We start from the raw sequence: 20,444 nt of genomic DNA, 5'->3' as shown, positions 1-20,444 counted from the left end.
CCCAAAAATTTAGAAAATTATGATTCAAAGAATTCAAACCATATATGTTTTTCTGGCTGCGGTTTTAACTGCATTGTTGTTGAAACTCGATTTTGCCGAACTGGCAGTGAACGGCGAACTGTTTGTTTTTAATGCCAAAGGAATTATCAGCGGCGAGCAGGTTTTGTTTAACGGATTGCCAATTTTGGGATTCATCGGGTTAATCACATTGCTGCATCTGGTCGTGATATTTTTGTTCAAAAAACGTATTGTCCAAATCAGAATCCTCAGTTTTACCATTATTCTTTTGCTCGGACTGGTTGGCGTGATGTTTTACTTTTTGTACGCGGCTTTTGAAGGAGCTGAGGTGGTTTTTAAAGTTCCGATGGTTTTCCCGGTGATTGCAGTTATTCTGGATTATCTCGCCATTCGTTCCATCGGAAAAGACGAAGCGTTAATTCGAAGTTTGAACCGCATCAGGTAAACGGCCATGAAAGCAATGGTTTTTGCTGCAGGGCTGGGAACCCGTTTGAGGGAAGAAACCCAAAACAAGCCAAAAGCTTTGGTAAAAGTGGGGCAAAAATCGCTGCTGCAACTTGCCATCGAAAAACTCAAAAACGAAGGCTTTAGCGAGGTTGTTGTTAATGTGCATCATTTTTCGGAATTGGTTATTCAATTTCTGAAAAGCCACGATTTTGGTATTCCTGTGTGCATTTCTGATGAATCTGAAAAATTGCTCAATACCGGAGGGGGGCTCAAAAAGGCTGCTTCGTTGCTGGATGGAACCGAACCGGTTTTAATTTACAACGTAGATGTGTTAAGCAATCTCGATTTGCAACTTCCCCTGGAACAGCACCTGCACTCGGGGGCGCTTGCTACTTTGGTGGTGCGCAACCGGCAAACGCAGCGCTATTTTAAATTTAACCGCGAGCAGCGACTGGTGGGCTGGCTGAATAAAAAGTTAGGCGAAAAAAAGATTGTGTTGCCCGATGACTTTGAGGATGCAACAGAAATGGCTTTCAGCGGAATTCATATTGTTAGTCCCGAAATTTTTAAAATGATGCCTGCCGAAGACCGGTTTTCCATAACCGACTTTTATCTCGATTTGGCAAAAGAAAACCTTATTAAAGGATATTTCGATCAGTCGGATTTGTGGATGGATGTGGGTAAACCTGAAGAATTGGCAACGGCCAGAGAGTTGTTTGGTTCTGCTAAAGCGTAGCCCAGATTCTGGCCAGCGAATGTCCCGGGGCCTTCAAATTCAAATCGAGAAAATAGCCGAACGGCGTTTGTGCCGTAATGTATCCGCCGTTTTGCAGGCGTGTTTCTGCCAAATCAAAAATTTCTTTTGTAAAATCAACCGATGCTTTTGACTCGGAAAGGTGGGCAAATGAGTGGAGGATGATTTTTTGGCAGTTGTTTTTTCGCGCGGTCCACTTCAGGTGGTTCACCAGCTTTTTCTCCCTGCTTTTTATATCATGTTCCTCGTCGCTTTCCTCCACCTGAATAAACGCCAGTATCGAATCGGTAAAGGTGCCAGTCTCGGTTACATCTTCGGCACTCTCCAGATTTTTTTGCGCCGGAGTGTAACTAAACTCATCTACATACATTACAAGAACCTTCATTCATTTGTCATTTTTACAAGCAGTTGCTCGCTGAGTTGTTCTGCCCAGCTGTAAAACTGTTCTTTTTGTTCTGCTGTTAATTTTGCTTTAGTGTGCATAAAGGTATAAGATTTTAGCGGCATTTCACCGTTTTTTATCTCTTCGGTCATTTTGTCTAGCGCGCTCAGTTGATCCAGCGGCTTCCATTTTCCCCATTCCGAAAGGTTCAGTTCCGATTTTCCCTCGCTAATGTGATTTTTTACCATCCACGAAACCGGCGAAATATTGTGGTACCACAAATAGTTGGTCTGGTTGGAGTGGCAGTCGAGGCAGGCATTTTCTAATATGCTTTTTACCTCTTCCTGAATTTGTTCTTTTTCAAAAATGTGACTTTTTGAAATCATTCCCCTGTTTTTTGAGGGTTGAAAAAATTGCAGGATCACAATAACTACTGCAACTGCAGGGAAAATAATTCGTGCGTATTTTTTCATCGAAATGTCAATTGCCTAAAAGAGTTTGCATTTCATTTTTTGCCCAGGCCGACAACTTCTCAGACTGCTCTTTTGTGAGTTTTTTGTCGGGGAATTTTTCCAGAAATTTTTTGGGTGGCATTTCTCCCTTTTCAATAACTTCTGAAATTTCTTTCAGCGTGGTTATCTTTTTTACTTTACTCAGTTGATTAAACGAACTAAAATCCAGCGCCTCTTTTCCTTTGTCGTTTTTAGAATTGATATTGTGGCACTGGAAGCACGATTGGTCAATAACTTCTTTTACATGCTCTGGAAAAATTTCTTCGCTTTTTGCAGGGGCATTTTTGTGCGATGTATTTAGAATGAATGAGCTAAAAACAACCACAAGAAAAATAAAAGTCGGGAATGTGAGTTTTTTCATTGTTCTCAGATTAATGTGAATTTTTTGTTTTAGTTGTATCGGTATTCAAAGAAACAAAAAATGCCATGGAAAGTTGAAAAAGATTGCAACTAAAGAACCGGTTTTAAGTTACGTATAACAGTTTGCGTATAAATATTAACTTTGGCAAAAACTAGAGAGAATGCGTTGGGTCGTTAGTGTAATATTCTTACTGTTTGTTTTGTCCGGCCGGATGTCTGCACAGGTTTCGCAGGGAGGGCAACCGATGAAAGTGGCCGTTTTAAAAAGCCGCGGTATTCCGGTGGCGAAAATGCCGCCGGTAGATAACCACTCGCTTCAGCAGGAAAAAACGCTAGCCGGGGAAAACGGTTTAAAATTGAAGCCTTTGCAGTTTGCTCATGGTTTCGACGTGAATATTTCTCCGGAAACGGACGGAGTCTGGACATACAATATTAATGGTTTCGATGTTTGGCAAATGCGGATTGTGTCGTCCGGCGCCTACTCGCTAAACCTTATTTTCGAAAAGTTTCATCTTCGTTCAGGCGCAAAACTGTTCTTGTTTAACGAAAAGGAAAACCGGTATCTCGGCGCCTACACTTCATACAATAATAAATCAACCGGAAAATTTGCCGTGTCTCCGCTGGCAGGCGACGAATTGGTTGTTCAGTACGAAGTTCCGGCCGGGCAAAACGCTAAAAACGATTTTGTTATTTCGCAGGTAAATCACGATTTTACCGGAATACTGAAATACAGCGATCGTCGTCCAAGGGGAATCACGGCAGGAGCATGTAACATTGATATTAATTGTGCTGAAGGCGAAAAATGGACCGACATTAAAGATGCTGTTTGCCGGATTATTGTCAACGGCAAGGAGCTTTGCACCGGCACGCTGTTAAACAATCCACGGGAAGACCAGCGCCCTTACGTGGTTTCTGCCGCGCATTGTTACGATTTGCTGAAATATGCCGAAACTTCAATCTACACCTTTAATTATGAAAGTCCGTATTGTGCGCCGCTCGATGGAGATCCTTCCAACTCGGTGTCCGGTTCGGAAATGCGGGCTTTTTCAGACAGCCTCGACTTTTCGCTGGTGGAGCTTAGTTTGGTTCCTCCTCCCGAATACAGGCCTTACTTTTCGGGGTGGGACAGGCGCGGACTTTTGCGCGATTCCACCACAAGTATTCATCATCCGCAAGGCGATATAAAAAAGATTTCGTACGACTATGAATCGCCTGTTCGTTCAAGCTTCGAGTCAGAATACACTCCAAATGGTTTTTTGAAAATCAGACGCTGGGACGGTGGCGTAACCGAAGGTGGTTCTTCCGGCGGGCCGCTGTTCAATAAAGAAAAAAATGTGATTGGCACATTAACCGGCGGGCAGGCAACCTGTTCAAACCCGGTAAATGATTACTACGCCCGGTTTGACTTGGCGTGGGAATACAAACCCGATTCGTCCCAACAACTGAGATACTGGCTCGATCCTGACAACCAAAATCCAGAGGGCGTGGAAGGAAAACGGTTTTACGAAAATGAGGAGCTTTGTTTGGCTTACACCAACCTGGAAGAATACGACAATCATCAGAACGTGGTGTTGAAAACGAACAATTCGTTTGCCGGTTATTGGGGCGGGACAAACAGCGCCGGAATTACTGAGTTCAGCGAAAAGTTTTTCCTTCCCGGAGAAACTAATGTGCTGGGCGTTTCGTTGGGCGTGGGAATAATTAAATTAACGTCGGGTTCTTCCGCAAGAGAAATAACGGTTAATGTATACAACGGGCGCGATTTACCTGAAACACTTATTCATTCTGAAACGGTTGCAGTGAAAGACCTCGTTGCAGATGCGATGAACTTTGTGGGGTTCACAGAACCGGTTGAACCGTCCGATACATTTTTTGTCGGCTTTGAAATCAGTAACCTGCAACCTCGCGATACTTTTGTGGTTTATCAATCATTAAGAGAGCCCGATAAAGAGAATTTTTTCTTTTTCAATAAAGATAACTCCTGGTACAATTTTAAAACCGAGAATACCGAAAGCAAGTCGATGACGAATGTGTTTGAACTGGTTGTCTGCAATGTTTCTCCGTTGGTGAACGACACCCCGCTGGTGCAAAATCCAAAGGGAATGTTGATTTATCCAAATCCTGCCCGTTCGGTTTTTATTGTTGAAACCGGGCAGGCAATAGCTCCGCAAAACGTAAACGTATTTAATCTGATAGGTCAGGTTGTGGAAGCTAAATTGGCGGATGTTGACGACAGAAAAGTAGAAATAGACTTGTCAGGTAACATCCCCGGTGTTTACTTTGTGCGGGTAAAAACAGAAAAAGGGATGGTCTCGAAAAAAGTAATTTACATGCCCTGGTAAAAAGTAAATGTATGCGCTTGACTTTGTATTTTTTTATGCTGTTGGTTGTGTCTTCAGGGTGTAAAAGCCCGGTCAGGAAAAATAACCCGGTTGGTTCGAACCGCTATGCACACGGATTCAAAATTGAAAAAACAAAAAATATAACCCAATTAACTGTTTACAATCCGTGGGAAAAAGCGGAGAATGTTTCGGTTGAGTATTTTCTGGTCGATAAAAATGCGGTTGTTCCTGATTCGCTGGCAGGAAAAACAGTTATTAAAACTCCTGTTGAGCGAGTAATCTGCCTGTCAACTACGCACATCGGCTTTCTGGATGTTTTGGACGAAACAGCGGCCGTTGTGGGAGTGTCCGGAAAACAGTATGTTTCGAATTCAAAAATAAGGGCGCGGATTGAAAACAAGGAGGTTCCCGATGTGGGCTACGGGCAAAATCTGAATTACGAACTTATGGTTAGCCAAAAACCTGATTTGGTTTTTGTTTACGGCGTGGGTGGCGATGTAACCAGTTACGCACAAAAGTTGGAAGAGCTGGGAGTTTCGGTTGTGTACGTGGCAGAGTACCTGGAAGAAACGCCACTGGGAAAAGCGGAGTGGGTGAAATTTTTTGGTGCTTTTTTTCAGAAAGATGAAAAGGCTCAACAGTTTTTCGAACAGGTTGAAGACGAATACAATACATTGAAAAAAGTGGCCGGAGAAGCCAGCGAAAACCCGAAAGTGCTGGTGGGCTCGCCATATAAAGATTCATGGTGGATTCCCGGGGGGAAATCGTACCTGGCTAATTTAATTGCCGATGCCGGCGGCGATTACCTGGGAAAAGAAAACTCGTCGCACGAGAGTTATGTTATTTCATTTGAGCATGCACTTACATGGGGCGGCGAGGCCGACATTTGGATAAACATGGGCAACGTAACGTCAAAAGCCGAAGTTCTGGCTATTGATCAGCGTTTTGAAAATTTTTCCGTGTTTAACGACGGGAAACTGTTTAACAATGTTAAACGGCTGGGCAGCCATGGCGGAAACGATTTTTGGGAAAGTGGCACCGTTCATCCCCACTGGATTTTACATGATCTGATTTCCATATTCCATCCCGGGCTGGTGGATACTGAAATGATTTATTACGAACAACTGAAATGACAGCATTCCCCAAAAATAGAAAACGCCCGGTTGCTTTGATCTTTTTTGTTCTGGCAGTGGTATTCGTAATTTTTTTTATTGCCGACTTACTTTTAGGGTCAATCATTATTCCGGTAAAAGAGGTGTTGTTTTCATTTTTTCCCTCGTCAGAAGCCAACGAATCTTTTCGTACCATAGTTCTGGAATTTCGGCTTCCTAAAGCGTTGACTGCTGTTTTTACAGGGGCGGCGTTGTCGTTAAGCGGGCTTCAGATGCAAACAGTTTTCCGGAATCCGCTTGCCGGACCGTATGTTCTTGGAATCAGTGCTGGTGCCAGTTTGGGAGTGGCTTTGTTTGTTCTTGGCTTCTCTTCGGCGCTGGCTTTCGGTATGTTTTCGGCCACGGGCGCCTGGTCAATTGCGTTGGTGGCCTGGGTGGGGTCTTTTCTGGTTATGATGCTGGTACTTTACGTTTCAACCAGGGTTAACGATATCATGACTCTGCTGATTCTAGGAATCCTTTTTACGTCTGCGGTAACTGCTGTGGTTAGTATTTTGCAGTATTTCAGCAGCGAGTCGATGCTAAAAGCTTTCGTAATTTGGACAATGGGCAGCCTGGGAAGTGTTACCAAATCGCAACTAATGGTTCTGGCTCCTGCTATTGTGGCCGGCACTGTTTTAGCTTTTTTTAAAATGAAGGACCTGAATGCCTTTTTGCTGGGCGAAGATTATGCCCGCTCGCTGGGAGTATCCATCAAGTGGAGCAGGGTGATCATTTTTTTGAGCACCAGTCTTTTGGCCGGAACAATTACTGCATTTTGCGGCCCCATCGGGTTTATCGGAATTGCAGTTCCTCATATTTGCAGGGTGCTTTTTAAAACCGCCAACCATCTGATTTTGGTGCCGGCAGTAATATTAACCGGAAGTATTGTAATGCTGTTTAGCGATATTGTTTCCCAACTTCCGGGCATGCAAACCACCCTGCCCATCAATTCGGTTACCGCGTTAATTGGAATTCCTGTAATTATCTGGATGATTGTTAAAAACAGAAAATTTGTTTCGGTTTGAAAAAGGAAAAAATAAATATTGAGCTGAAGCACCTTTCTGTGGGATACGGGCAACCCGGCGAAGCGCCTCTGGAAGTTTTGACGGACGTTAACTTAACCGCAGCTCCCGGCGAAATGGTTGCGCTGATTGGAAGTAACGGAATCGGGAAAAGCACGCTGTTGCGCACGCTGTCCGCTTTTCAGCCCTGGTTTGCGGGCGATATTCAAATTGGCGGGAAGAGTTTGCGTACAATGCATCCGAAAGAAATTGCCCGGATTATGAGTTTCGTTTCCACCGAAAATATCCGGGTTCCCAATTTGTCTGTATTCGATTTGGTGGCATACGGAAGGTTCCCTTACACCAACTGGATTGGGATGTTGTCTGCCGAGGACAGATCGATTGTTTACGAGGCGATTGAAAAAGTGGGGCTGCAGGGATTTGAAAATAGGCCTGCCATGCAAATAAGCGATGGCGAACGCCAGCGGGCAATGATTGCACGTGCCCTGGCGCAGGATACTCCGGTTATTGTTCTGGACGAACCAACGGCTTACCTCGACGTTAGCAACAAATATGAAATTTTCCATTTATTACAGGTTTTGGCGGAGGAAAAGAAAAAAACAGTGGTGCTGTCAACCCACGATTTGAACATTGCGCTGCGCGAAGTCGATAAACTTTGGCTGGTTACCGATGGCGGAAATTACCAGGGCGCTCCCGAAGATGCAGTGTTGAATGGCTGGCTGAACAAAATGTTTCGAAATAAGCAGGTGGGGTTCGACGAGAAGGAAGGGGAGTTTTTCTTTAAAAAGAAGTTCAGGGCAAAAGTAAAAGTGGAAGGAGATGGGTTGCACCTGATTTGGACACTGCGCGCACTGAATCGCAAAGGCTACCAGATTGTGATGCAGGCCGACCCCGACTTTAATGTGATTGTTAAAGAAGACACCTGGCTGCTGGTTGCAAACGATACACAAAAAGAGTTTCAAAGCATTTATCAATTGCTGGCTTTTTTGGAATAGAAACATTGCTAATTTTGCCTGAAAGAATTTTCGGAAATGTGAAATGAGCATGTAAAATATTTGCATCCAGGATGATTATTTAAATACATGCGAGTTCCATATTTTACCTTTGATTACAAACAATTTTAATGAGATGAAAGAAGTAGAAATTTATTGCCATAACACACAATCCAGACATGCCTATCCGCTGGGGACTTCGCTCCTCGAAATCAGTAAAGATTTGGACATTCAACTAAAAAATACAGTTTGCGGAGCCATCGTAAATCACCAGGTGCGGGAGTTGTCTTTTTGTCTGGTAAAACCAAAGCAAATCGAGTTTTTTGATGTGGCGCACCCCGACGGAATCCGGATGTATGTGCGAAGCCTTGTTTTTGTTTTGTATGTGGCGGTGAAAGAGGTTTTTCCGCACGTTTCACTGCGTATTCGAAAAGGAATTTCGAATGGCTATTTTTGCGAACTTGCCGGGTTTGGAAGAGATATTACCGAGCCTGATATTCAGCTGATAAAAAAAGAAATGAAAAGGCTGATTGAGCAGGATATTCCTTTTGTGAAAAAGGGAGTGCCTACTCAGGATGCGGTAGATCACCTGGTGAGAGAAGGACTCGACGAGAAAGCCCAGTTATTCGAGCAAAAAGGGCACTTGTTTACAAGCCTTTATTTTTTGAATGACCTGGGAAACTATTTCTACGGGCACCTGCTGCCTTCTACCGGATACATAACAAACTTCGATTTAGTGAAGTTTTTTGACGGGCTTTTGTTGCGAATTCCCAAGCCTGAAAATTTTGATGTATTGCAGGATGCGCCCGTGCAAAAGAAGTTATTCGAAATTTTTCAGGAACACAAAAACTGGGCGCAGATTCTGGATGTTGACACAGTGGCTAACCTGAACGAGTACACCCTGCAAAAGAAAGGCGGTTACATTATAAAAATATCTGAAGCGCTGCACGAAAAGAAAATTGCTGAAATTGCCAACCAGATTCACGAGCGGAACGGTGATGTTCGGGTTGTTTTGGTGGCCGGACCATCGGCTTCAGGGAAAACTACTTTTAGCAAACGGCTGGGAGTTCAATTGGCGGTAAACGGCCTGCGTCCGTACCAAATTTCGCTTGACGATTATTTTGTGAACCGTGAACACACTCCGCGCGATGAACAGGGAAATTACGATTTTGAGGCGCTGGAAGCCATTGATGTGCCCTACTTCAACCAACAACTGCTCGACCTGATGAAAGGAAAAGAGGTACAGCTTCCTAAGTTCGATTTTCACCGTGGACAACGATATCTGAATGGCGATCGGTTACGGTTGCGTCCGGGCGAGATTCTGATTATTGAAGGAATTCACGGGATGAATCCACGCCTTTTGCCCATGATAGACGAAAAAAATACGTTTAAAATATTCATCTCGGCACTCACACAAATTTCTATGGATGAGCACACCCACATTTCCACTTCCGATAACCGGCTGATCCGGCGAATGATTCGCGACAGTAAATACCGCAGTTATCGGGCTTCGGAAACCATAAAACGCTGGCCGTCGGTAAGAAGGGGAGAGGAGAGGAATATTTTTCCGTTCCAGGAAAATGCCGATGTTATGTTTAATTCGGCCACGCTTTACGAACTGGGAGTACTGAAAAAATATGCCGAACCGTTGCTGAAAACAGTTTTGGAAAATGAGCCGGAATACATGGAAGCGATGCGACTGTTGAAATTTCTGTCGTATTTTAAACCGATTGATGACGAGGAAATACCGCCCACATCGTTGTTACGCGAGTTTTTGGGTGGAAGCAGTTTTCTTTATTAAAATGCCGGTTTATTTGTGAAGGGCGCTTTTCAGTTTTGAGAAGCAGCCCAGCTTGTACATATCGAACATCAGTAACGAAGGGCGTTTCCCGAGCAGGTTTCTTTCGATAAAAGGATGAACCAGGTCGAAAAAAAATCGAATAAGAAACAGCGGAACCAATTTCGTTATTTTGTGGTATTGCTTCAGGAAATTAATCCGGGCGCGGAATTCCGGCGAATTATCCAGTACGTTTTCTGAAATAAAGAGAAGGTTCTCCAACGCTGTTTTTGTTTTGTTCAAAAATGTCTGTGAGTCTTCCAATCCGGTGTGTTCCACCGGATTGTCGATGTGTCCGGGTTTTACTCCGGCGTTGAACAAGTCGTAGCCGAGTAGCGTGTCTTCATGTCCGTAAGGTCCAAGGTTTTCACGAAAATGAATGCTCTTGAAAACTTCTCTGTCGATGAGAAAATTGTTGGAGGTGATAATGAATCCTTTCCGAGTGTTTCGTTCCACAGCCGAAATGGCTTCCCGCTTTTGCCCGTAAACCCAACGCAGCAGCTTTTCGTCGGCCGGCGTCTTTTCAGAATAGGCAGTGCCGCCGCAAAGTACAACTCCCGGGTGAGCATTTTCGATGTATTTATTTAAATAATTTTCTGAAACCAGTTTCGAGTCCGCATCAATAAAAAGCAGGTAATCGCTTTCCGAATCCAATCCCATTTTATTACGAATGGCTGCCCGTCCCAGATTTTGTTCCAGCTCGCGGTAAATAACCCCGGGGAATGTTTTTATTTGGCGGTTTTTTGTTTTGGTCGGTTCATCGGAGCCGTCGTCATAAACTCTGATTTCTATATCAGCAGCAGTTGTTTCGGCCAGTTTCGTAATCTGCCCAACCAATTCTCTCACATCGATGTTATAAACAGGGATATTTACCGACAGCATTTTCATTTTTTCAAAACGGTTGAATTTACAGAAACTATCTGAATAAAAGGTTTTCAATCGGATTTATTGTATTAATGGTTTATTTTTGCGGGTATCAAATGTTAGATTTTAGAAACAAATGCAGAAATTCTTCTTTTTACTGATGTTTTTCGCTCCGGTTTCAATGTTTGCCCAGCATTTTCAGATGAATGTTGAGTTGAACAGTGCTGCCGGAAAAGACGTTTATCTGGCCAATTATTACCTGGGAAATATTTATGTGAAAGATACGGTCCGACTGGGCGACGCCGGAAAGGGCGTGTTTGAGGCGGATTCGCTTTTACCTCAGGGACTGTATAAGATTTACCTCGATGAAAACCATCATTTCGATTTTCTGCTTGGAGTAAACCAGCAGTTCACTATAAAAAATGAATCGTTTTATTCAAAAACTGTTCGGGTTGCCGGCTCGGAGGAGACTGCTGCATTTGTTGATTACACCAATTTTTTGAGTGAACTTCAGCAAAAAGGCGCCGAAATTAGTAAGGCGAGCAAAGCTGCTTCGGGGCAGGAGCGTGAAAAAATTCAGGAGGAAATTGCCGGACTTACCACGCAGCTTCACAATTATTGGGACAGTATTGCACTGGTACTTCCGGGGTCGTTTTTAGAAAAGTTTGTGAGGGCAAATTATGTCCCTCCGCTGGATATTTCCATGTTGCCGGAAGAGGTGCAGCATAATGATTCGCTTTTGTTAATTGCGCGGTTTTATCATCAGCAAAAACATTTTTGGGACAATTTCGATTATACTGACGAGCGGTTTTTGTACACCCCGTTTTTTAAGAAAAAGTTGGAAACTTGGTTCACCAAAGTGCTTTATCAGAATTATGATTCGGTGAGAAACCACGTGTCTTCTTTTATAGAGGAGGTAAAACCGCAGCCCCGGATTTTTCAGTTTGCCACTTCGTTTTTTCTGAATGCCTCTATTAACAGCAATATTATGGGAATGGATGCACTTTTTGTCGATATTGCCCGGGAATACTATTTGTCGGGACAGGCATTCTGGGCGTCTGAAGAATCTCTCGAAAAAATACGCGAGAATGTGTTGTTTGCCGAAAATAATCTCATCGGGAAAACCGCTCCCGACCTGACTTTGGAGAGTTTCGACGGGGAATATGTTAATCTGCATCAGACCGAAGCAAAGTACACGCTGGTGTTAATTTATGAACCGAATTGTTCGCACTGCCGAGAGTTCGTTCCCGAATTATATTCCAAAGTTTTTCAGCCTTATAAAAATAAAGGGTTGGCGGTTTTCGCCATTTATTCGGACGATAATAAAGACGAATGGGGCGAATTTTTGGCAGAACACAACATGTTCGACTGGACAAATGTGTGGGATCAACACCACACCTCGCGGTTTAAAGTTTTGTACGACGGCCGTATAACTCCCGGTATTTACGTGCTGGACGAAAATAAAACTATTGTAGCCAAAAAAATTACTGTGGAATATTTGGAGGCTTTTATGGAAGCAAAGCTGGGAGCAAACTGATTAATGCTCCCGTTTTTTGAGTTGATTTTTTGCTTCGTTTGCTGCCTGTTCAAATGTTTCGAAAATGGAGTTACTGTCGATTACCGCGTAAATTCCCGCTTTCTGCAAATAGCTGTTTACATTTTTGTTTACTCCTGATAAGATAACTTTGATGTCCGAATTTGTCAGAATTCTCAATGTCTCTTTCAGGTTCTGCAACCCGGTTGAGTCAATAAACGGAACGTGTCGCATTCGAATGATAATGATTTCACTTTTCAGTCCGATTGATTTCAGAACTTCGCAATACTGCTTGGCAGATGCAAAAAACAGCGGGCCACTAATTTCGTAAATACCAATTTCTAAAGGCATTTCCGAGTAGTCTTCAATAATGTCGGTATCCACAACAGCCGGTATCGAGTTTCCCATATCTGCCATTCTTTTCATGAAAAGCAGAGCTGACAGCACTACTCCGATTTCGATGGCAACGGTTAAGTCAACCAGAACAGTTAAAAAGAAGGTGGTAAGCAGCACTGTGATGTCAAAAAACGAACCTTTTAAAATGGAGCGGAAAGAACGCCATTCGCTCATGTTGTAGGCAACTACCATAAGAATTCCGGCGAGGCTCGCCATCGGAATCAACTTGACCCAGCGCCCGAAAAACAGCATAATCAATAATAATGTAACGGCATGCACCAGCCCGGCAACCGGGGTTCTTCCGCCATTTTTCACGTTGGTTGCGGTACGTGCAAGAGCTCCGGTGGCAGGAATCCCGCCAAAAAACGGAGTAACAATATTGGCCACGCCCTGGGCAATCAGTTCGGTGTTTGACCGGTGCCGGCCTCCAATCATCCCATCGGCCACAACTGCCGAAAGCAACGATTCGATAGCACCAAGCAGCGCAATGGTAAGCGCCGGCTGAATGTAACTTCCCATCTGGGAAAAGTCAAATTGTGGCCAGCTCATATGGATGGTACTCGGAATATCTCCGAAAAATGATTCGATGGTAAGCACAGGAATGTTGAAAATCTGAACCAACACAGTCCCCACAACAATTGCAATCAACGAGCCAGGCACTCTTTTAGTAAGTTTTTTTGAGAACACAACCAATAATATGGACATGAGCGCTAACCCTGCAGCATAAAAGTTGGTGGTTCCCAGATGATTAAAATAGGCGGTCCATTTCGCTATAAAACCGGCCGGAACATTTTCAATGTTTAATCCCAGAGCATCACGTATTTGTGTGGAAAAAATTACCAAAGCAATGCCACTGGTAAAACCGACAATTAATGGATGAGGAAAGTATTTTAGCAGGGCACCTAACTTCAGCAATCCGAAAATAATCAGGAAAATACCTGCCAGAATGGTGGAAATCAGAAGTCCGTTAAACCCATATTCCGCAAGAATACCGTAAACAATGATAATAAAAGCGCCGGTGGGGCCGCCAATCTGAACCCGGCTTCCTCCAAGCAACGAAATAATAAATCCGGCAACAACGGCGGTGATTAATCCTTTTTCGGGAGAAACACCCGATGCCACGGCAAATGCGATGGCCAGTGGTAACGCTACAATTCCTACTACAATTCCGGCCAGCAAGTCCGAAGAGAACCGTTTTGAGGTATATCCTTCTTTTAATACGGTAAAAAATTTGGGTCTAAAAAATGTATTCACTTAATAAATGTTAAATTGAGGCGCAAAGGTAGCCCTAATTCACTCAAAAGGTCTGTTTACCCGAAATCTTGCTGTTTTGCAAACAATTGATTTAACAAATGCAGTTTTGTATCTATGTGAAATATTTCCTTTTTCTGGGCAATGTGTCAACAATTTAAAGTTTTTCGTTGTTTTTTATTTGTCAAATTGTAGGGGTGCTGCTAAAAAGGTACTTCAATATTTAAAACTAAAAAGCTTTAGTATTGAAAATTAAGAAGAAACACCTGACAAAGAAAAAGATCAGAGAGGCCCAGAAAAGCTGGGGAGAAGGAGTTGTTGCTATCGGAAAAGCATTTGTTGATAACCAGAATTACAAGTTACTTGCAGAGGAATTTATAAAAAAGCATTACGGGTATGCCGAAGGGGTGGTGCTTTTTAAACCCACCCTCGCTTCAATAGAACAGTTTCGCGATACATTTGAAAAAGCACTGTCGTACTTTGTGGCAGGAAATTCAGATTATCAGGAAGACCAGGGGTTTGCCATCAGGCCCTGGGTAAAAGTGCGTTTTCAAAATGTCGGAATCATAACAAAGGGAAACCATGCCGTAGCTATGGGAAACTACTTTTTTACTGATAAAAACGGAGATGAAATAAAAGTAGAATATACTTTTGGCTATTTCGAAAACGAAAACAACGAAATAAAGATAAACCTCCATCATTCTTCCATCCCTTATTTGAAGTAGGCTGCTGGTGTTGGTCTCCGGCTTTTTGCTTTGCGTGAAATGACAGCTTTGTTGCATTTTCATTCGAATGTTTTTCCGGTAATTTACTTCATTCATTTTCTTTTTCAATACGAATAGTATTTTGTACGTTTTATTATCTTTGAAATAATATTCTCGCCTGAAACTCATTGAAATAAAACAGTATAAACCAAAAACCTATAAAATGAAATCAAAAGAATTACTCAGTGGAATTTTTATCCTTTCGGTGTTTTTTTCAACTGCACAAAATAAAATTGTGGTAAACACCGATTTGGGGCACGAAAAAATCAGCAAACATATTTATGGCCACTTTTCAGAGCATTTGGGCAATTGCATTTACGGTGGATATTGGGTAGGCGAAGATTCTGAAATTCCGAATATAAACGGAATACGTAACGACGTAGTGGATGCGTTGCGCGAAATGGGTATTCCGAACCTGCGCTGGCCGGGCGGATGTTTTGCCGACGAGTACCACTGGATGGATGGTATTGGTTCAGCGCAGCAACGCCCTACAATGATTAACACTCATTGGGGCGGCGTGACGGAGGACAATAGTTTTGGTACCCATGAATTTATGGAACTTTGCAATCAGCTTGGTGCTGAGCCTGTTATTTGCGGAAACCTGGGCAGCGGAACAGTTCAGGAAATGTCGCAGTGGGTAGAATACCTTAATTCGGGGAATATCAGTCCGATGACCGACCTGCGAAAATCAAACGGAAGAGATGAGCCGTGGGGTGTAAAATACTGGAATCTAGGAAATGAAAACTGGGGGTGCGGTGGAAATATGACTCCGGAATATTATGCCAACGAAATGAGAAGGTATTCTACTTACACAAAAAATTATGGAGAAAACAGGCTTTTTCGGATTGCCTGTGGCCCCAACGGCGCAGATTACAACTGGATGGAGGTTCTGATGAGGAACGGGAATCCGGGACGAAGTTTTCAGGGAATTTCGCTGCATTATTATACCATTGCCCACGACTGGAGCCACAAAGGATCAGCAACCGATTTTAATGAAAGCGAGTATTTTATGACCATGAGCAAAACGCTGTTTATGGATGAACTTCTTGAAAAACATATTAATATCATGGATAGGTACGACCCGGATAACAAGGTTGGATTGTTTGTTGACGAATGGGGCAACTGGCACGATGTGGAGCCCGGAACAAATCCCGGTTTTTTGTATCAGCAGAATACTTTGCGCGATGCCATGGTGGCTGCAGTTAATCTCGATTTATTCAATAAGTACAGTCGCCGGGTAAAAATGGCAAATATTGCTCAAACGGTGAATGTGCTGCAGGCCATGATTTTGACCAGAGGCGATAAAATGGTTAAAACACCTTCGTATTACGTTTTTAAAATGTACAAAGTACACCACGACGCAACTTTGTTGCCAACCGATGTGGAATCGGAAACATATGAGTTTGAAAACAAAAGCATTCCTGCTGTTTCTACAACGGCTTCTAAATCGGACGACGGGAAAATTCATCTCACCATTAGTAATTTGAATCCCAACAAAGCGGTAAGCATTTCATGCGAATTGCGCGGAATGGAGATGATTAATTTTGAAAAGGGTGAAATAATTACGGCAGATGAGGTGAATGCTTTTAACGATTTCGGAAAAGCAGAGCAGGTTATGTTAAAAAGTTTTGCCGATGTGAACGTCTCCGGAAATTCGTTGCAGGTAAATCTTCCATCAAAATCGATTGTGATGTTGGAATTGAATTAGATTAGTTCGCTTTCAAAATAGACGACTTTTTTTGATTGTGAAGTAGGAAAACATACTGTAAAATGACGTGCCTGTTTTTTGCTTGTTCAGTTTTTTAGTTGAAAAGGTTTTAATCTGCTAATACTGTTTTTCGTTGGCATCAAAAAACTAAAAGTGTAATTTTGTGTTTTTTAGAAAATGATACAACGATGAATAGTAAAAAGTGGGTGAGTTTTTTGTTGCCGGTGTTGCTGGTAATAAATGCAGGGATTGTTATTTTTTTGGTTATGGGTTCGTCAACCAGCGAAACATCTGAGGGAGGCTGGGAAAATGCGCCAGCGGCTTTTCATGCCGTTGAGGTTCCCGACTCGGTTACTTTTGCCGGAGAGCCCGTCCCGCTTTGGCGTTTCGATGTGCGTGAGTCACTCGATCGTGAGTTATTGGTAAACTCCTATTTTCATTCACAAACTATTCGGTACATAAAATTGGCACCGCGCTATTTTTCAATAATAGAACCTATTTTGAAAGAAAAAGGAGTGCCGGACGATTTTAAATTTCTGGCCGTGGCCGAAAGTGGTTTCAATCCGAGTGCGGTTTCGCCTGCGCGGGCAGTTGGCCTGTGGCAGTTTTTGCAGGGGACCGGTCGCGATTACGGGCTAGAAATCGGCAAAGAAGTGGACGAACGCTACCATGTGGAAAAATCGACTTACGCTGCGTGCGATTATTTGCTGGATTCATACGAACGGTTTGGCTCGTGGTCGATGGTAGCCGCAGCATACAATGCCGGAAATACCGGGGTTAAAAGACAGATTACCCGACAAAAAACAGAATCGTACTATGATTTGCTTTTTGGTTCCGAACCCAGCCGTTATGTTTTCCGGATTATTGCCCTGAAACTGATTATGGAGAATCCCGAAAAATATAATTTTGCAGTTCCCGAAGAAGAGAAATATCCTGTCGTTTCTACCCGGGAAGTAGAAATTACCGGGAAAGTGGAAGATTTTGCCGACTTTGCCCTGGAGCAGGGAATTAATTATAAGTTGCTGAAGAATTTCAACCCATGGTTGCGCGACAATTTCTTGACCAATTCCGCCAGGAAAACATACACGGTTCAAATACCGGTGATTGAAGAAAAGGACTAGTTTCAGCGGAGAAATTTTTCAGACAAAGACAGGAACAGTACAAACGGAACAGAAAAAGATGCAGGAAACAAAATATGCGGATGAAGTCATCCTGGAAGAAGAAGAAACAGAATCGGAAGAAAAAGTTATAGTGCATGGGGCGAGGGTGAATAACCTGCGCAATATTGACGTGGAAATTCCCCGTAACAAACTTACCGTAATAACCGGATTAAGCGGAAGCGGTAAATCGTCGCTGGCATTCGATACCATTTATGCCGAGGGGCAGCGCCGCTACATCGAAACGTTTTCCGCATACGCGCGTTCGTTTTTGGGAAATCTCGAACGCCCCGATGTGGATAAAATTACCGGTCTCAGTCCGGTTATTTCTATTGAACAGAAAGTAACTTCCCGTAACCCGCGTTCAACGGTGGGGACTGTTACCGAGATTTACGACTTTTTGCGCCTTTTATATGCCCGCGCAGCAGAAGCGTTCTCATACAATACGGGCGAAAAAATGGTGAAATACACCGAAGAGAAAATTCTGCAACTTATTAAAAGCGACTTTGCCGGAAAGCGAATTCATATTTTGGCTCCGGTAGTAAAAGGCCGAAAAGGGCATTACCGGGAGTTGTTTGAACAAATAAGGCGAAAAGGGTTCTTGCAGGCGCGTGTGGATGGTGAAATAACTGAAATAATGCACAACCACCGGGTTGATCGTTACAAAAACCACTTCATCGAAATTGTTGTTGACAAACTCGTGGTAGACGGCGTCGGAGACAAACGCCTGAAAGAGAGTGTGCAAACCGCCATGAAACACGGACATGGGGTTTTGATGATTTTGGACAGCGATACCAATCAGGCTAAGTATTACAGCCGTTTGCTGATGTGTCCCACAACCGGAATCTCGTACAGCGAGCCGGCGCCGCATAATTTTTCTTTTAACTCGCCGCAAGGGGCATGTCCAAAGTGCAATGGCCTCGGTAGGGTTACCGAAATAGATATCGATAAAATTATCCCTGATAAAAGTAAAAGCATTGGAAAAGGAGGGATTGCCCCCTTGGGGTCATATCGCAATTCGTTAATTTTTTGGCAGATTGAGGCACTAGGAGAAAAGTTTGGCTTTACACTAAAAACCCCGATTAAGAATATTTCGGAAGAGGGTTTGGATGCCGTGTTGTTTGGCACAAACGAACGGATTCAGCTAAAAAATACACCGCTGGGCTCCAGCATGAATTACATGATGAGCTACGATGGCGTGGTGAAATATATCGACAGCCAGCGTGAAGATAATCCGGCAAAACGGGCGCAGAAATGGGCCAATCAGTTTGTGAAAACCACGGTGTGTCCCGAGTGTGGGGGGCAGCGGCTGAAAAAGGAATCGCTGTATTTTAAAATTGACGGGAAGAATATTTCGGAGCTGGCACAACTGGATTTGAAAGAGTTGGGCGAATGGTTTAACGGACTGGAAGAACGGCTTTCTGAAAGACAGCGGAAAATTGGTGTGGAAGTGATTAAGGAGATTCGCGACAGGCTGGGCTTTATGTTGGGTGTTGGATTAGATTATCTGGCGCTGGACCGGACTGCTCAGAGCCTTTCCGGAGGAGAATCACAGCGAATCAGGCTTGCAACACAAATCGGTTCGCAACTGGTAAACGTGCTCTATATATTGGATGAACCCAGCATCGGACTTCACCATCGAGACAATCTGAAGCTTATTCAGGCTTTGGAGCAGTTGCGTGACAGCGGCAATTCGGTTATTGTGGTGGAACACGATAAAGATACAATGCTGCATGCCGACTGGATAATAGACATGGGGCCGCGTGCAGGTCGCCACGGAGGAGAAGTGGTGTTTGCAGGTTCGCCCAAAGAGATGCTCGAATCTCATACTTTAACTTCCGATTATTTGAATAACCGTCGAAAAATTGAAATTCCGGCAGAGCGCCGAAAAGGAACTGGCGATTTTTTGAAAGTAACCGGTTGCACAGGAAATAACCTGAAAAATGTTACCCTCGAAATTCCGCTTGGGATTTTTATTTGTGTCACCGGCGTTTCCGGAAGTGGAAAATCAACGCTTATAAATGGCACGCTTCAGCCCATTTTGAGCCAGCATTTTTATAATTCAGTAGAAGATCCGCTCCCGTTCAAATCGGTTAAAGGATTGGAGTTTGTCGATAAGGTAATCCGGGTGGATCAATCGCCCATCGGGCGTACGCCCCGCTCTAATCCGGTTACATATACCGGCGTATTTTCAGATATCCGGAATTTGTTTGCACAGCTTCCCGAAGCAAAAATAAGAGGGTACAAACCGGGCCGCTTTTCGTTTAACGTAAAAGGAGGTCGTTGCGAAGAGTGCCAGGGTGGCGGAATGAAGTTGATTGAGATGAATTTTCTGCCGGATGTTCATGTGCATTGCGATAAGTGTAATGGCAAACGCTACAACCGTGAAACGCTTGAGGTGCGCTACAAGGGAAAATCAATTAGCGATGTGCTGGAAATGACCATTAATCAGGGAGTGGAGTTTTTTGAAAACATTCCTTCTATTTCAGTCAAGCTAAAAACATTGCAGGAAGTCGGGTTGGGATACATCACACTGGGACAGGCTTCCACAACCTTGTCGGGAGGCGAGTCGCAACGGGTGAAACTGGCGTCTGAGCTGGCCAAACGCGACACCGGAAAGACCATTTATATTCTTGATGAGCCAACTACCGGCCTGCATTTCGAAGATATCCGTGTTTTGCTTGTTGTTCTCAATAAATTGGTCGACAGGGGAAACACCGTAATTGTTATTGAACACAATCTGGATGTTATAAAAGTGGCCGATCATATTATCGATTTGGGGCCGGAAGGCGGAAAAAACGGAGGCGAAATTCTTTGTAAAGGAACACCTGAAGAAATAATAAAAAGCAGAAAATCTTATACCGCCCGTTTCCTGAAGGAAGAGCTCGGTAGGGGGTAGTTGACTCTGGTTGTAATGTCGGGCGACTTGGTGTTTTAATTGACCCGAAAA

The 20,444-nt window shown here is 43.6% G+C and carries 17 protein-coding genes; 12 read left to right on the top strand and 5 right to left on the bottom strand.

The annotated features are described in order from the left end of the window. The first annotated feature begins 19 nt into the window (after positions 1–19). Together BUB08_RS06870 and BUB08_RS06865 are read left to right on the top strand one after the other, a co-directional pair. The gene (locus BUB08_RS06870; RefSeq protein WP_073000185.1) at positions 20–463 is read left to right on the top strand and encodes a DUF4293 domain-containing protein; all 444 of its coding nucleotides are present in this window, start codon (positions 20–22) and stop codon (positions 461–463) included. Positions 464–469: 6 nt separating this feature from the next. Beyond that, positions 470–1,201, top strand: a complete 732-nt coding sequence (locus tag BUB08_RS06865) for a nucleotidyltransferase family protein (RefSeq protein ID WP_073000183.1) — start codon at positions 470–472, stop codon at positions 1,199–1,201. Here the strand turns inward: BUB08_RS06865 and BUB08_RS06860 are convergent. The 3 genes from BUB08_RS06860 to BUB08_RS06850 are packed head-to-tail and all read right to left on the bottom strand — an operon-like array spanning position 1,191 to position 2,474. After that, entirely contained in the window at positions 1,191–1,604 is a 414-nt protein-coding gene (locus BUB08_RS06860) for a threonyl-tRNA synthetase editing domain-containing protein (protein ID WP_073000182.1), read from the bottom strand. The two genes, BUB08_RS06865 and BUB08_RS06860, sit on opposite strands and share 11 nt — an antisense overlap. Further along, on the bottom strand, positions 1,601–2,074 hold the full coding sequence (locus tag BUB08_RS06855) for a heme-binding domain-containing protein (RefSeq protein ID WP_073000180.1): 474 nt from the start codon (positions 2,072–2,074) through the stop codon (positions 1,601–1,603). The genes BUB08_RS06860 and BUB08_RS06855 overlap by 4 nt, the downstream gene beginning before the upstream one ends. 7 nt (positions 2,075–2,081) lie before the next feature. Continuing rightward, positions 2,082–2,474 carry a heme-binding domain-containing protein gene (locus BUB08_RS06850; protein ID WP_083570633.1) on the bottom strand — a complete coding sequence of 131 codons (393 nt, stop codon included), beginning with the start codon at positions 2,472–2,474 and terminating at the stop codon, positions 2,082–2,084. Positions 2,475–2,634: 160 nt separating this feature from the next. On the opposite strand from BUB08_RS06850, the gene BUB08_RS06845 reads away from it, so the two are divergent. The 5 genes from BUB08_RS06845 (at position 2,635) to BUB08_RS06825 (ending at position 9,784) form a co-directional block, all read left to right on the top strand. Then, positions 2,635–4,815, top strand: a complete 2,181-nt coding sequence (locus BUB08_RS06845; RefSeq protein ID WP_083570632.1) for a T9SS type A sorting domain-containing protein — start codon at positions 2,635–2,637, stop codon at positions 4,813–4,815. 11 nt (positions 4,816–4,826) lie between these two features. Continuing rightward, the gene (locus BUB08_RS06840) at positions 4,827–5,948 is read left to right on the top strand and encodes an ABC transporter substrate-binding protein (RefSeq protein WP_073000175.1); all 1,122 of its coding nucleotides are present in this window, start codon (positions 4,827–4,829) and stop codon (positions 5,946–5,948) included. Next, positions 5,945–6,994, top strand: coding sequence for an iron ABC transporter permease (locus BUB08_RS06835; RefSeq protein WP_073000174.1), 1,050 nt, complete (start codon positions 5,945–5,947; stop codon positions 6,992–6,994). Before BUB08_RS06840 ends, BUB08_RS06835 begins: the two co-directional genes overlap by 4 nt. Then, entirely contained in the window at positions 6,991–7,986 is a 996-nt protein-coding gene (locus BUB08_RS06830) for an ABC transporter ATP-binding protein (protein ID WP_083570631.1), read from the top strand. Before BUB08_RS06835 ends, BUB08_RS06830 begins: the two co-directional genes overlap by 4 nt. A 133-nt stretch (positions 7,987–8,119) precedes the next feature. Further along, the gene (locus BUB08_RS06825; RefSeq protein WP_073000170.1) at positions 8,120–9,784 is read left to right on the top strand and encodes a nucleoside kinase; all 1,665 of its coding nucleotides are present in this window, start codon (positions 8,120–8,122) and stop codon (positions 9,782–9,784) included. Positions 9,785–9,793: 9 nt separating this feature from the next. On the opposite strand, the gene BUB08_RS06820 is transcribed toward BUB08_RS06825, so the two are convergent. Continuing rightward, positions 9,794–10,708 carry a glycosyltransferase family 2 protein gene (locus BUB08_RS06820; protein ID WP_083570630.1) on the bottom strand — a complete coding sequence of 305 codons (915 nt, stop codon included), beginning with the start codon at positions 10,706–10,708 and terminating at the stop codon, positions 9,794–9,796. 112 nt (positions 10,709–10,820) lie between these two features. On the opposite strand from BUB08_RS06820, the gene BUB08_RS06815 reads away from it, so the two are divergent. Continuing rightward, on the top strand, positions 10,821–12,221 hold the full coding sequence (locus tag BUB08_RS06815) for a redoxin domain-containing protein (RefSeq protein WP_073000168.1): 1,401 nt from the start codon (positions 10,821–10,823) through the stop codon (positions 12,219–12,221). Here BUB08_RS06815 and BUB08_RS06810 read toward each other — a convergent pair whose 3' ends face one another. Beyond that, a complete protein-coding gene (locus tag BUB08_RS06810; protein WP_073000167.1) occupies positions 12,222–13,868 on the bottom strand; it encodes a SulP family inorganic anion transporter in 1,647 nt (548 codons plus the stop codon). Positions 13,869–14,110: 242 nt separating this feature from the next. On the opposite strand from BUB08_RS06810, the gene BUB08_RS06805 reads away from it, so the two are divergent. From BUB08_RS06805 to uvrA, 4 genes are all read left to right on the top strand, one after another. Further along, complete coding sequence (locus BUB08_RS06805; RefSeq protein ID WP_073000165.1) at positions 14,111–14,590, top strand: hypothetical protein; 480 nt, start codon at positions 14,111–14,113, stop codon at positions 14,588–14,590. Positions 14,591–14,792: 202 nt separating this feature from the next. Beyond that, complete coding sequence (locus BUB08_RS06800; protein ID WP_083570629.1) at positions 14,793–16,337, top strand: alpha-N-arabinofuranosidase; 1,545 nt, start codon at positions 14,793–14,795, stop codon at positions 16,335–16,337. Positions 16,338–16,525: 188 nt separating this feature from the next. Further along, positions 16,526–17,458 (top strand): lytic transglycosylase domain-containing protein, encoded by a 933-nt coding sequence (locus BUB08_RS06795; protein ID WP_073000163.1) that lies wholly within the window; start codon positions 16,526–16,528, stop codon positions 17,456–17,458. Positions 17,459–17,516: 58 nt separating this feature from the next. Beyond that, positions 17,517–20,393, top strand: a complete 2,877-nt coding sequence (gene uvrA / locus BUB08_RS06790) for an excinuclease ABC subunit UvrA (protein ID WP_073000835.1) — start codon at positions 17,517–17,519, stop codon at positions 20,391–20,393. The last annotated feature ends 51 nt before the right edge of the window (positions 20,394–20,444 follow it).

It is taken from the genome of Mariniphaga anaerophila (assembly GCF_900129025.1).
In the GTDB taxonomy this organism is placed as follows: Bacteria; Bacteroidota; Bacteroidia; order Bacteroidales; family Prolixibacteraceae; genus Mariniphaga; species Mariniphaga anaerophila.
The sequence above is the reverse complement of the archived record's forward strand: the minus strand, read 5'-3'. Positions and strand labels throughout refer to the sequence as shown.